Below are 14659 nucleotides of genomic sequence, written 5' to 3' on the forward strand. Positions count from 1 at the left end.
AAAACTGAGAAAATTTATAATCCCCTCACAAATCCTTTAATGCGTGTTCGCATCAATAAAACATCTGTTAGTTCTTTTACTCCTTCAATGATACTATCTGGTCATACTGCAGCTGCTCGAATCATTACTATCAAGGCTGAAACTGCTGGTCGAGTCGTAGCTACTCCAATATCAAAAGGCTCTAAAGTCTCAAAAGGCACAGAAATAGCGTTTATCGATGAATCTAATCGTAATGCTCTAATGGACAAAGCGAACTCTCGTATTTACCATCGTCAAATAGAATATAACTTGATTTCTAAATTAGTTGCCAAGGGATTTAAAGCGAAAACAGAACTAGTAGCTATTAAAGCTGAGCTTGATGCAGCAAAATCCGAAGGTCGAACAATTGAAATTGATCTTGAACGTACACGCGTCCGTGCTCCAATTCGCGGCGTGCTTAATGACCTTATGATTGCAGTAGGAGAGTATGTGACTGTAGGAGATGCTATCGCAAGGATAATAGATCTCAATCCTTTACTTGTAGTAGCTCAGATATCCGAACGTCAAGCACCAATGCTTAAAATCGGCATGTTAGCCCATGCTCACCTATCTACTGGAACAGAAGTTATTGGTCTAGTAACCTATATCTCAAACGTTGCAGATGAAAAAACTAGAACTTTCCGTATTGAAATCCATGTTGATAATCTTACCAATAAATTTGCCCATGGCTTAACAGCGGATATACATATTGATTTACCATCAAAAAATGGTTATCGGATAAGTCCATCGATATTCCGACGAGAAAAATTAGGACAACTGGGTGTGATGATCGTCGACAATAATAATCAAGCTCACTTCATTCCAATCACAATTATTGGAAATGATGATAAGGGAACCTGGGTCACAGGTCTACCCAACAATACAAGAGTTATCGTCGCCGGACAAGATATGGTCAAAGAAGGCGAGACCGTAGAACCAGTAGAAACTGATAATGAAACGATTTTATGAACGCCTTAATATCTTACGCTTTATCACATAATAGAAGCACATTATCTGTGCTTTTGTTAATCTTAATTGCCGGCACTGCTTCTTATATAGAAATTCCGAAAGAATCTGATCCTGACATCAATATACCAATAATTTATGTATCAATAAAACTCGAAGGTATATTACCAGAAGATTCAGAGCGTCTTTTGCTACGTCCGCTTGAACAAGAACTTCGTTCGATCGATAGCATAGATGAGATGCAATCAGTTGCTTATGAAGGCGGTGCTAATATTACTTTGAAATTTAATGCAGGTTTTGATTCTGCTCAGGCTATAGATGATGTCAGAGAGAAAATTGATATTGCTAAGTTAGCTTTGCCTAGAAATGCAGATGAACCGAGAGTGCATGAGCTCAACTTCTCACTCTTTCCAGTTTTAATTGTTACTTTGTCTGGTAATATCGATGAGCATGTACTCCTGCAAACATCACGCAAATTGCAAAAGCTGGTGGAAGGAATTCCTTCAGTTCTTGCAGTAAATCTCGTCGGGTGTCGTGAAGAAGTAATTGAGGTTCTGATCAATCCGTCACAATTAGAGAGCTACAATTTGCGACCAAGTGATGTGTTGGAGATCTTTCAACGTTCAAACAACTTGATTAGTACCGGAGAGCGCTAGATACTAGTAACGGACATTTTCCAGTTAAGGTGCCAGGGATATACGAGAATATAATAGATATTCTTAATCAACCAATTAAAGTTAAAGAAGACGCAATTGTAAGAATTCGTGATATCGGTACAGTTCATCATAGCTTTAAGGATCGCCAAAACTATGCGCGTTTCAACGGACAACCGACCATTTCTCTCGAGATTTCTAAGCGCTCAGGAAAAAATATCATTGATACTATAGAAAATATTCGTTCTGTAGTGAATAATGCAAAACAAGATTTCCCCTTAGGTATTACAATAAATTTTAGTCAAGATAAGTCTAACAAAATTCAAGATATGCTAAATGACCTAGAAAATAATGTTATTAGCGCCATATTGCTCGTAATAATCGTCATTATAGGAGCCATGGGCATAGGTATAGCCTGGCTAATTGGCATGACGATCCCTGCTTCATTATTGCTTGCAATCTTGGTGCTGTCTTCACTGGGTATTAGCATCAACGTCGTGGTCTTGTTCAGCCTAATTCTAGCAGTTGGTATGATGGTTGACGGTACCATTGTAGTTGTTGAATTTGCCGATCGTAAGATGATATCGGGTATTAGTAGACCAGAAGCCTATCTTCTGGCTAGCCAGCGCATGGCCTGGCCGATAATAACTTCTACTGCAACAACCATAGCTGCCTTCTTCCCATTGGTATTCTGGCCTGGTTTGGTCGGAGAATTCATAAAATTTTTGCCAATCACGCTGTTGACAACATTGTTAGCTTCACTGCTAATGGCACTGATCTTTATCCCAGCTTTAGGTGCTCAAATTGGCCAGGCCATTACAATAAATCATTCTTATAGTCTAGAGATTATTGCTGCTGAAACTGGTGATACAGGTAAGATCCAAGGTTTAACTGGCTTTTATTTAAAATTACTCAAAACCGCGTTGCGAATGCCTGGTATAGTTTTATTAATATCAATCGCAACGTTGCTGATAATTTCATACTACTATGTTAATCATGGTAAGGGAATAGAATTCTTTCCTAATGTTGAGCCAGACACTGCTCAAATATATATCCATGCCAGAGGCAATCTTTCGATAGAAGAGAAACTTGGTCTTGTCCTGCCAGTTGAGCAAATAATCATGGATATAGAAGGAGTTAAGTCAATTTATACTTATGTAGGAGCAAACAAGAAAAGTAGAAGAGAAGAGCTGGCTAACGACATAATTAGTAGCATCCAGGTAGAATTGATTGATTGGGAACAAAGACAGCCAGCTAAACAAATTTTAGCTAAGATTGCTCAGCAGACTAAAAGTCTGCCTGGCATTCTCGTTGAGACGCGCATAAAGCGTAATGTCCTGACAACCGGTAGTCCAATACAAATGCAGCTTTATTCCAAAGATCGCGAGGCATTGGAGGAAGTAGCCAACAATATGTTAGCAAAGCTTCAGACAATACCCGGCTTACGGGATGTGAAAGATACTCGTGACGTTCCAGGTATCGAATGGGAAATTACTGTTAATCGAGAAAAAGCTGCGCTATATGCAGCTGATATGATGGTAACTGGTCAGTACGTACAACTTATTACTAAAGGGCTAAAAATTAGTGACTATCTTCCAAAAGACAGCGAAGAAGAAATCGATGTTGTCGTACGTTATGCAGATAATTACCGGACTTTTGAGCAGCTCGACCAAACTCGTATGAAAACGGCGAATGGCTTGGTGCCAATCTCAAACTTTGTAGAACGTAGTGCTAAAGCAAAAATCGGTAAAATTAGTCGTATCGATGCTCACGAGGCAGTTACAATTAAGGCAGATGTATCAGATGGTATACTGATAAACGACAAGGTAATGGAAATACGTGATTGGCTTGCTAACAAGCCGCTGCCACAAAGCGTAAAGATAGTCTTCAAGGGTGAAGATAAAGAAAAAAAAGAAGCACAGAATTTTTTAATAAAATCATTTGGCATTTCCATATTTGTTATGGCGATCATTTTAGTTACTCAATTTAATAGTTTTTATTCTGCCTTAGTGATCCTATCAGCAGTAGTTATGTCAACGATTGGAGTAATTTTTGAATTAATAATTACCCAATCTCCATTCAATATTGTCATGGATGGTATCGGAATCATAGCGTTATCTGGCATAGTAGTGAATAACAATATTGTGTTAATCGATACTTTTGATAAAATTAAGTCAAATTGCTTAGATACCAGAGAAGCGATCCTACGCACTGGAGCTCAACGACTCCGTCCAGTACTGCTTACTACTCTTACCACAATTTTAGGTTTCCTACCGATGGCAATGTGCATTAATATAGATTTTATTTCACGCCACATAAATATTGGAGCACCATCCACCCAGATATGGGTATCCTTAGCCAATGCTATTATCTATGGACTAGCTTTTTCCACACTTCTTACTCTACTACTTACGCCATGTGCTTTTCTCTTCAGAGAAAGCATGATCAAAACATTTCACAAAATACAACGTTTGCTTATCTAAGCTAATAAAAAAAATGCAACGATATTATAGTTTAAAACTATATTGAGAACTATTTAGCAATATATTTTATGATAAAATTGATAAGTTAGTTAAAAAGCAATAATATTGCTAGTTATACAATTTTATCATTTGCTATAAGCATAACGCAGGACAGCATAAATAAAATTAGCAAACATTTTTTACTTACAATGAGATATTTCTAAAACAACTGTACTCGATTCATTTGTAGTGAAATCGTCTTACAATGCATTATCAATTTAATATTTATCATAAGAACTATAAAAAAGATCATAATCAAAGTTATTTTATTTATCGCGGCTGCTCTCAAGTATAATTAAAGACAAAGGATGGGGAAAAGTTGATTATATCTGTATTAACAATAACAATAAAAATTAAGGCATTATAATCATTTTTAATTAATGAAATAGAATTAATTTTCAACGTTAGCCTATTATCTAAAAAGATAGATTATACTAAATAAATTTGAAATGCTACAATAAAAGTAGCTAGTCTGATTAAGCACTTAGTCGCACTAATAATCATTCTAATAACAATCTGGATTTATTGACCTTTTCAAATAATCTTTCACCTAAAACTAAACTATGAGAAAATGTAAGTGCACAATTGGTCTTGTTAATTTCTTGCAAAAAAAAAATAACATCAATTAATTTGACAATAGCTGGCAACTTTAATTAAACTACTTTGCGTTTAGATAAGAATAACATTTACAAAAAGTTTGTATGATACTTACTATAAATAGTACTAGTTAGCTTGCATATAAGCAAGAACTAGCTAATACATCTTTTTTATATTAAAAATATAATTTTCATTAAGTAATTTTCTGATAATAAAATTACATTAATTAATAAAAAATTGTACTGTATTAGAGAATAATTCATTAAGGAGATTAGATCTTATTAAATATATACTTATAAACTTATTTAATTAAACAGATTAATAAGTTTATAAACATAAATTAGATTAATCTAATATCAAGTGCTGTTACATCCATGTAATTTGCTAATTCGATATCCAAATCTGTTACTCCACCGATATTATGCGTACTAAGCTCAACAATAACCTTATTGTAAGAATTTGACCAATCCGGATGATGATTCATACTGGAGGATTTAATAGCTACTTGAGTCATAAAGTTCCATGCATCATCAAAACTTTTAAAATTAAAAGTTTTGATGATCGCAGTATTATCATTTGTCTTAGTCCAACCATCCATAGATACAAGGTTGTTATTAAGCTCTTTAATGCTAAGTTTTTCCACCATTATTTAATCTCCCTTTTTAAATGTACTATCCTAATAACAAGGATACAATTTATTAAATAAAAAAATTAATTAAATAAGTTTTATAGATAGTTTAATAGAGATGATGAATAAAAATTAGCTAGTAGGTCAAGCAATTTAATCTCCGATGTTATTAGAAAAATTAATTTTACTATAACTTTTATATTACTAAGCGGCCATAATTTGTTTCAGAAATCTATTGTTTCTATTAAGGTTAATAGATTAATTTATAATGACAATTAATAAGCATAAACTTTGTTAATTTGTTTTTTATAATAGAAATCGCTGATGATACTACAATAGTAAAAGTAAATATTAGAAAGTGATCAAAGTTTTGCAATGTACGCTTTTACTATTATAATTAAAAAGTATTTGAATTATTTGGTTAGATTGTTAATTATCATTTCAAATGAAATCTTAAAGCTTAATAACGCAAAATGTTAACCAATATAATTTTTGTCATCTAAAATATGTTAAATCTATTATAAAAAGCTCAATAGATAATCATCCATGCATTTCGTAGAAAAATAGATAAGTCAAAGGATTATGATCAATTTTTAATTCGTCTACCCCAGTATGAAAAATGCTCTTTTAGCACACTATAGTTTAATTAACGGAATAAATTTATTTGTATACATTTATTTATTAGTATTATAAAATAAGATAAATTAATTTACTTTTCTTCACTATGTCCGTTAGTCAATGCTAATCTTAACAATAAGGATTTTTCTAAGAATGTTAAATTTTACTACTGACAAATCCTATTGCCTGTGATATGATTATCGTTTAATAATCATATTGTTTTTCGTGGTTAGTTGATTATTTTTAGCAACTAAATGACATTCTTCTCCTATCTAAAATTAATCTCGCGACCTGTCAGGCGTGTTTTTTTGAATTTCCCCTTTAGGGAGCGAACTGTCCACTTGAATAGAAATGGGTTATAACTGCGCTTATGTGCGCACAGAAAGCTCGTCCACAAATTCTTGCTCCAACCATCGAGCAGATGGCTGCCTTGGCTGAGGATGCCTTATCGAATATCCCCCAGAAACTGCTTAAACCATTGTCTAGTCTTGCTATTTTGGTAGAGGATTTTCCTGATGAGGACATATGTGAGGCAATGAACCTTGAAACACCATTTGATTTACTTAGCTTGTATCAAGGATTATCGCTAAACTATTATTCTACAAAAGATACATCAGCAAAGTTTGATAGATTGTTTCTGTTCCGTCGATCGATCCTTGATTACTGGATCGATAGTGGTGATGATCTTTATGCAGTTGTGCGACACGTCTTAATTTATGAGATTGGACATCATTACGGATATAGCGATAGTGAAATGGAAGAAATGGAACGTCTTGCAGACGAGGAAGAGGCTAATACCCCAGCAGGCCGAGCCTAACTTGAATTAACCTCAAATAATTGATTCTAAAAATGTCTTTCAAATTATTTTTTCAGTTTGAATAAATGAATTACTAGTCAGTCAGCAAGAAAGTCACTATGCATGCAGGAATGCATTATAATATTTGCAACGAAGATCGTATATAGCAAATATATTCCTGTTCTACTAAACATTAATTGTGGCTATCTTGTAGATTAGCCATTTACTATATAAAATTAATTTTTACTATCTTACCTTAATGTTAAGTTAAGGGCAAATGAGCTAGAAGCTTAAAGTGAAAAATAGATAAAATAAAAATATTAATTATTAATATAGGTAAAAACTGAATGACGTAATAAAATCTTATACATTATCAAGTAAATCAATTATAATTGTGCTATTAAAGCTAGTATAGGATGAAAATACTATTTTGCACACATCGAACTATAAAAATATCTAACAAACAACAATTACAGTTATGTTGTATATTGCAGATACACTGCTAACTTAACATATTGTTAATATATAATTCTATGCCTAATAAGAACAATATACAAATCCAATTTAAAGTAATGTATTTACCTAACTAAGGAATTCTAAATATACTAATTATCGGTCAGATTGAGCTCTTAGTCTTTCTAACAACAATCATAAATAAGTTACATATGTCGTGGTCGAACTTATATTATAGGCGGATTTAAATTATAATGAATTATTCAACTAAACTTAAAATTATTTTTCATAGTTACTTACTCCTAATCTGTAGATCTTTATACACCGCTTTACATAAGGATTATGTATAAAAATTACCTTTTTTCGAAGATAGAGATTGATTAACAATCAAATTAAATAAGGTATTTGTGTAATGTAATAATAAAAACCCATAACTAAGTTTTTGCGACAAAATACAACATTTTATAGAAAAAATTACATATGCGGCAATATTCACATGTTAGTCAATATAAGATATTACTATTCTATTTGCTAAATAAGTGATCGGGATGAACCACATGAACCATAAAATTATAAAAAATCGTTCTCTCGACCTGCTAACTTCAATCATCTCTTGATTACATACACAAACATATCGTTAGGCAAATAAGCGGCTCATAGTACTATTATTATTGACGATAATCAACCGAGCTAAAATTGACTTCCTTGAATAAGCAAACTAATTACAGCATATATTAACAATATCACTTGCCATTAACGTGGAGCTATAACCATTATCATTTGTCTACCTTCAAGCTTTGGATGCGACTCTACCTTAGTAATATCAGCTATATCTTCCTGTACGCGTTTCAACACCTTTAAGCCAATTTCCTGGTGTGCCATTTCACGACCACGGAAACGCATAGTTAATTTAACTTTATCTCCACCTGTTAAGAAACGAATTACGCTACGCATCTTCGTTTGATAATCATGTTCATCGATATTAGGTCGCATTTTGATCTCTTTGATCTCAATAATCTTTTGTTTTTTCTTTGCTTCATTGCTTTTCTTCTGTGCTTCGTACTTAAATTTTCCATAGCCCAGAATCTTGCAAACAGGTGGATCAGCATTAGGCGATACTTCTACTAAGTCAAGGCCAAATTTTTCCGCTTGCATAATAGCCTCATCGATACTCATCAGGCCTAAAATGTCGCCATCAGGACCAACGCAGCGCACCTTAGGAACGCGAATGTCACGGTTGACCCGAGGGCCGTTTTTTTTTGGCTGGGTCAGATTAAATGTTGATCTAGCTATAGTTTGCCTCCTGTTTTTTATTCAACAAAGCGATTGGCAGAAAAATCTGGAGCCAACGCTTCAGTACTTAGTTTATGAATAGCTTTATCAAGAGCAAGAACTTCCTGGGCCTTGCTACCTATACGACGTATTACTACTTGTCTACTTTTGGCTTCGCGAGTCCCGATAATAAGCAAGGCGGGTACTTTTGCCTCAGAATGTTCGCGAACTTTGTAATTAATCTTTTCATTGCGCAAATCTAAAACTACACGGCACCCGGCTGCTTTGCAGGTAGCAGCCACCTCACGTGCATAATCCTGAACAGTATTAGTAATCGTCGCCACTACCACTTGAACTGGCGATAACCACATCGGAAACCGACCGGCAAATTGCTCAATTAGTATACCAATCCAGCGCTCAATAGAGCCCAGGATAGCTCTGTGCAATATAACAGGCCGCTTGCGATCACCGCTTTCAGCTACATAGGTAGCGTCCAAGCGTTCCGGCAGTACAAAATCAACTTGCAAAGTACCACACTGCCAATCACGCCCAATAGCATCACGTAAAATAAATTCAACCTTTGGTCCATAAAACGCACCTTCACCAGGATTCATAATAGTTTCCAAGTCGGCAGCGATACATGCATCGCGCAAGGCCTTTTCAGCTCGATTCCACACCTCTTCTGTACCCGCTCGAATAGCTGGCCGATCAGAAAAGTTGATACGAATATCATGAAAGCTAAAATCAGCATAAATTGATTTTAGCAAATCACAAAACTTTATGCTCTCCTCGGTAATTTGAGCTTCTGTACAAAAGATATGAGCATCATCCTGAGTAAAAGAACGTACTCTCATAACTCCATGCAAGGCTCCCGATGGTTCGTTACGATAACACGAGCCAAATTCAGCTAAACGAAGAGGTAAATCTCGATAAGACTTTAGACTATGCTTGTAAACTTGTACATGACCGGGACAATTCATCGGTTTCAGGGCCAATATTCTATCATTTTTAGCATTAGCAGTGAACATATTCTCGTTGAACTTATCCCAATGACCAGAAGCTTTCCATAACGCTCGGTCAATTAACTGCGGCGTTTTAATTTCCTGATAGCCAGCCATATCCAAACGACGGCGTATGTACATCTCAATCTCACGATACAACACCCAGCCCTTAGGATGCCAAAATACAGAACCGATTGCATCTTCTTGGATGTGAAATAAATCAAGCTCCCGACCTATTCGGCGGTGATCGCGTTTTTCAGCATCCTCTAGGGTCTGGATATGGCACCGCAAAGCCTTCTCATCCGCAAAAACTATACCAGAAATGCGCTGAAGTTGCTCGCATTTACTATCTCCACGCCAATAAGCACCTGCTACATTCATAAGCTTAAAAGCATGGCCAACCACTTTTGTCGATGAGCCATGTGGTCCACGGCACAGATCAAGAAAATTGCCCTGTCGGTAAAAAATAATCGTTTCTTCATCAGAGATTTTTTTCGTCAGTTCAACTTTAAATAATTCGTTTTTTTGCTTATAATGATCCAATGCTTGTTCCCGTGTCCATTCTTCACGTACAATATTTTCATCACTATCAACAATTTCATGCATGCGTTTTTCAATTTTATTGAGATCATCCAGTGTGAAAGACTGACAACGATAGAAATCATAATAAAAACCACTATCAATAGATTGGCCTGTTGTGGCCTGGGTTTCAGGATATAAATCCACAACTGCCTCAGCCAAAATATGCGCGCAATCGTGACGAATATAAGCAAGCGCCTTATCCTCTTCACGACTAATTAAAATAAGCTTAGCATCCTCGACAATAATATGGTTGATATCGACTATCTTACCGTTAATCTCCGCGAGGAAAGTGTCTTTTAACAGACTAGAGGCAATATCATTAGCAACAGTAAGTGGCGTAATCGGAGAATTATAATAACGGACTGAGCCGTCAGCAAGGGTAATGGCTGGCATTTAAAGTTCTCTATCAATGGAACCATACAATATTAACAAAATAGGATCATATCTCCAATAGAAAGACCATTTCTTCAAGCAGTAATAAAATACAGCCTAAAGATTTAAAAAAAATATAACAGCCTACATCAGATAATGCTTTACTTTATCGTTATGCAGCTTGGGCGCTTTGCAATAATATACCAATAATTTAAGCCGCTAAAATAAAACAGGCAATAACCTAGACTTCAATTAAATATTTTTAACTTCTTGAGACCTCCGCTATTGCCCCATTGTACCACAATAAAGTAGGTTTTTTTGGGTCAGATTTAATAAACTTTTTTTAATTAACACTGAATATTTGACTACAAAAAGCAAACTATTAGATCAAAGCATAAAAAATAAATCCGATTTGAAAGTAATCATACGATGATCTTAACCAATCCTTGCTTTGCGAAAATTAGCTTTTTAAAAAAAAACTGATATGCCGTTCTTCCCACTTCTAGTTAATAAAGCTATTCCTAGTAATTGGATATATATTCAATAACTAGGAATAGTATACTGCCGAAAGCAATTAGGATTGGTGTATAATACTCACTATCATCTTCAAGAAACTATTTAATAAATTTAATAAAACCAGATTAAGCGCTATAGTCGCATGCATTATACAACTAAAGAAGCACAATACTTCATTTATCTCTACAATAATCTATAGATTAAAGTGTATGCATTACCTTAAAACTAACTTTCTTAATAAATAATACTTTATCGGGCAACTAGGTAAGATTAAAACATTGTTATATTCACGAATATAGCCGAAAAAATCCTTAAAAGAAAGATCAAACCCGCATCAAGAACTATAGCCATGAATATCATTTCTAATATTTAACAACGTTAAATGTGTTTTGCTTACATAAATATTAATCCCTTAACACAGCACCTTAAATAGGAGTGAATTAACACTTCCGTTTAATGCTAATTAAATAAAAATGCTAATTATATCATTCTTTTCTGATAAAATTATACAAGGAATAGATATAATATTAGGCGCTTCGAAGTAATAAATAACACGACATCTGTTGTTGATGGATAAAGCAGTAAGAAATAAAGGTGATTGATTTTATTATGATTTACCTATTATGTTTGATGTTACATGCGGTTTTTTGTTTTAAAACACTTCATAGGTGATAACATATTACACACAGTGCCTTCTGTACAATTTAAGCACATATACGACAATTATGTGTTTATGGTAGCAAAATTCAAAAATTATAAATAAATTATGAAAAACGCTGGAAGCGATTAAATATTTTAACTAATATTACCTAAAAAATGCAAGGTTAATAATGTTGCGTGATGCAAGCTATTGTTTCAACAAAAAAAGAAAACACATTATCCTATGTGATGGCAAAACAAGACAGTTAATATAAATCGGCATAAGCTTAACGCAGTAAGCAAACAAAAACTCATTTACTGTCGTTGTAATAAATAATTGTAAAAATTCTACTTCAACATTAATTTAATGCTAAATACAAAGTACGTATTCGAAATGAAATTAGCCAATGAGCACACTTAATCATAAATAAGAAAGTCTCGAATAGCGGATGATTGACTAAAGAGATAGTAAGTTTAGCACATAAAATAGCATCAAATTGTGAACCAAATGATGCGGTTACACAAGCTTAAAAACGCTTAGAAAATCCAATACGGACATATTATCTATCTAAGAATATTAAACTAAATGAACTCTTATCAAGATTAATCAATAAGATAGGTAATACTTAAGTATTAAAATTATCTGCAGTAATCTTAATAAGCTTATTAAGCTATCTTGTAAGATACATTATATTTTCCCTAGAAAAATAGGGATAATAAATAAATTTATTAGATTATGTAAATAGTGTTGCTGTTTAATTATATTAAACACTTTATATTAAATACATGAAAAATATATTCAATGCAGTAGGGTACTTTATGGGATAGCAATTTGCACGTATAAGCATGAGGATCGACAAGACAATTGCCTCTAATGTTATTATTCCAATAAAAGTACTAAAAATATTAATTTTTTTTTAAGGAAATAAGATTGTGAAAATAAACATTGCTCTTTACACAACAATTGAAACTAGCAATTAATTATAACATACTTAACCAGTAGCATTTGTCCAGTATTCATTGTTAAGATAGAGTAAAGTATAAGGAAGTTTAAGAAATTATTTGTTTAATAGTATACTGCTAGCAAAATAGGAAAATTAGATTCTTAAATTTTATATCAAAATCGAGCGAAATTATCTGAAATGTTAGGTTATATGTTAAAATAAATGACAAGCAATTCACGTTTATTAAAGCATATAATCAAGCAAACACTCTATCCAAGCTACTAATTATACTATGCAATCTTGGCTGATGAAATTGCTTGAGATAACTTGGCTATTTACTCTAATTTTTAGTACTATCAGAGTATAGTAATGACATCAGAAAACATTCTCAGTATGATCTCTTTGATTAGAAGAATTGGAAGAAAGTATGTTGAATTAGCTTCGGAATCGAATCAAGCTCTCTTTTAAAAGAGAGGCTAGAGGATGTAACAAATGATAATTTTTAATAAATTATCGCTTAGGGTAGCATTAATTCGGATTATTATCCTAATGCAAAAAAAAATACCTAACGATACAATAATCAACTATAGGCTGGCTATTTTATTTTATATCGATCAAGTTTTAAACACGTTAACAAGTATTACCATGCAAAATTTTAGGAGCAGTGAATATTGATGGCAAAGCGCGATTATTACGAAATATTGGGAGTAAGCCGAAACGCTGATAAAAATACCCTTAAAAAAGCGTATCGCAATCTTGCAATGCGCTACCATCCAGATCGCAACCAAGGAAATAGAGACGCGGAACATAAATTTAAGGAACTTAATGAAGCTTACGACGTTCTAAAAGACGACGAAAAAAAAGCAGCATATGATCGTTTAGGACATGCAGCATTCGAGGGTGGAGGCTCAACTCCTGGCACAGGAAGTGGTGGTTTTGCTGATATTTTCGAAGAGATGTTTGGAGACTTCATGGGAGGGGGAAGTGGGCGCCGGAGTAGTAGCCCTGGACGTGGTTCAGATTTACGCTACAACATGAAGATTAGTCTAGAAGATGCATTTAACGGTAAACAGACTGAAATCCGCGTGCCAAATTTCGTTACTTGCGATATATGTGAAGGCGTAGGCGCAGAAAAGGGATCAAAGCCAGTGAATTGTCTAATCTGTGGCGGACGAGGAAAAACTAGTAATCAGCAGGGTTTCTTTACTATTGAGCGAACCTGTGCTAGCTGTGGTGGCGCTGGAAAAGTTATTGATAATCCGTGTAAACTATGTAACGGTTCTGGTCGTCAACGCAAAGAGAAAACCCTCTCAGTAAATATTCCAGCTGGTGTGGAAGATGGAACTCGTATTCGCCTACAAAGCGAAGGTGAAGCTGGTATGCGTGGTGCTGCCTCAGGCGATCTTTATTTGTTCTTAAATATACAACCACATCCAATTTTTCAACGTGAGGGTGCTGATATTTACTGCAGAGTACCACTAGAAATGGTTACCGCTTCTCTAGGCGGAGCGATCGAAGTACCGACAATCGATAGTAAGAGAGCTAAAGTTGCTGTACCATCTGGTACGCAAACTGGAAGACAGTTTCGTTTACGTGGCAAAGGAATGTCAGTATTGCGTTCAGTATCGCGTGGTGATATGTATGTAGAGGTAGCGGTAGAAACTCCAGTTAATCTTACTGATAGACAGCGCGAATTATTAGAGGAATTTAAAAAAGATAGTGGAATCGAAAAGACTAGTCCACAAAGCCATGGTTTTTTCAATAAAGTAAGAGAACTTTGGGAAGATCTACGCTATTAGCGTTTTCAGTAGAATTATTATCATAATGTTTTGAATTTTATTCAACATTTATTTTGTATCCTATACTTATTCTCTTACAAAAGCTTGACAAGAGAATCTTTAACAATAATTAACTTTTTTAATGAACAAAAAAAATACTATTGATTTTTTCTCAGAAAAAATATGCATTGCATATTATAGATAAAAATATTACGGTTAATTACTTAATTTGAATCAAAATAATCATCTATAGACGTTGCTTGACTGTGCTAATGCCTTATCCTGGGTAAGAATAATCAAGGCA

7 protein-coding genes and 1 pseudogene are annotated in these 14659 nt (G+C 34.2%); 5 read left to right on the forward strand and 3 right to left on the reverse strand.

Annotation, left to right across the window (positions count from 1 at the left end):
- Positions 1 to 39 precede the first annotated feature (39 nt).
- The 3 genes and pseudogenes from A1OE_RS02980 to A1OE_RS02985 all read left to right on the forward strand — a co-directional run.
- Positions 40 to 987 carry an efflux RND transporter periplasmic adaptor subunit gene (locus A1OE_RS02980; RefSeq protein WP_015088748.1) on the forward strand — a complete coding sequence of 316 codons (948 nt, stop codon included), beginning with the start codon at positions 40 to 42 and terminating at the stop codon, positions 985 to 987.
- Entirely contained in the window at positions 984 to 1640 is a 657-nt protein-coding gene (locus tag A1OE_RS04560) for an efflux RND transporter permease subunit (RefSeq protein ID WP_015088749.1), read from the forward strand. The genes A1OE_RS02980 and A1OE_RS04560 overlap by 4 nt, the downstream gene beginning before the upstream one ends.
- 20 nt (positions 1641 to 1660) lie before the next feature.
- Positions 1661 to 4120, forward strand: a pseudogene (locus tag A1OE_RS02985) (efflux RND transporter permease subunit); the annotation flags it as partial.
- A 976-nt stretch (positions 4121 to 5096) separates the two neighbouring features.
- On the opposite strand, the gene A1OE_RS02990 reads toward A1OE_RS02985, so the two are convergent.
- Positions 5097 to 5402, reverse strand: coding sequence for a 4a-hydroxytetrahydrobiopterin dehydratase (locus A1OE_RS02990; RefSeq protein ID WP_015088754.1), 306 nt, complete (start codon positions 5400 to 5402; stop codon positions 5097 to 5099).
- 970 nt (positions 5403 to 6372) lie between these two features.
- On the opposite strand from A1OE_RS02990, the gene A1OE_RS02995 reads away from it, so the two are divergent.
- Positions 6373 to 6819, forward strand: coding sequence for a metallopeptidase family protein (locus A1OE_RS02995; RefSeq protein WP_015088756.1), 447 nt, complete (start codon positions 6373 to 6375; stop codon positions 6817 to 6819).
- A gap of 1185 nt (positions 6820 to 8004) precedes the next feature.
- Here the strand turns inward: A1OE_RS02995 and infC are convergent.
- A complete protein-coding gene (gene infC, locus A1OE_RS03000; RefSeq protein ID WP_272942676.1) occupies positions 8005 to 8523 on the reverse strand; it encodes a translation initiation factor IF-3 in 519 nt (172 codons plus the stop codon).
- Positions 8524 to 8561: 38 nt separating this feature from the next.
- The gene (thrS, locus tag A1OE_RS03005; RefSeq protein WP_015088759.1) at positions 8562 to 10499 is read right to left on the reverse strand and encodes a threonine--tRNA ligase; all 1938 of its coding nucleotides are present in this window, start codon (positions 10497 to 10499) and stop codon (positions 8562 to 8564) included.
- Positions 10500 to 13251: 2752 nt separating this feature from the next.
- Between thrS and dnaJ the strand changes: the two genes are divergently transcribed.
- Positions 13252 to 14376, forward strand: coding sequence for a molecular chaperone DnaJ (gene dnaJ / locus A1OE_RS03010; protein WP_015088762.1), 1125 nt, complete (start codon positions 13252 to 13254; stop codon positions 14374 to 14376).
- The last annotated feature ends 283 nt before the right edge of the window (positions 14377 to 14659 follow it).

It is taken from the genome of Candidatus Endolissoclinum faulkneri L2 (genome assembly GCF_000319385.1).
GTDB lineage: Bacteria > Pseudomonadota > Alphaproteobacteria > Thalassobaculales > Thalassobaculaceae > Thalassobaculum > Thalassobaculum faulkneri.

Excerpts from the sequence above, each read along its gene's own strand:
- A1OE_RS02990 (WP_015088754.1), bottom strand. The coding sequence starts at position 5,402 with ATGGTGGAAAAACTTAGCATTAAAGAGCTTAATAACAACCTTGTATCT.
- thrS (WP_015088759.1), bottom strand. The coding sequence starts at position 10,499 with ATGCCAGCCATTACCCTTGCTGACGGCTCAGTCCGTTATTATAATTCT.
- A1OE_RS02995 (WP_015088756.1), top strand. The coding sequence starts at position 6,373 with ATGTGCGCACAGAAAGCTCGTCCACAAATTCTTGCTCCAACCATCGAG.
- A1OE_RS04560 (WP_015088749.1), top strand. The coding sequence starts at position 984 with ATGAACGCCTTAATATCTTACGCTTTATCACATAATAGAAGCACATTA.
- dnaJ (WP_015088762.1), top strand. The coding sequence starts at position 13,252 with ATGGCAAAGCGCGATTATTACGAAATATTGGGAGTAAGCCGAAACGCT.
- A1OE_RS02980 (WP_015088748.1), top strand. The coding sequence starts at position 40 with ATGCGTGTTCGCATCAATAAAACATCTGTTAGTTCTTTTACTCCTTCA.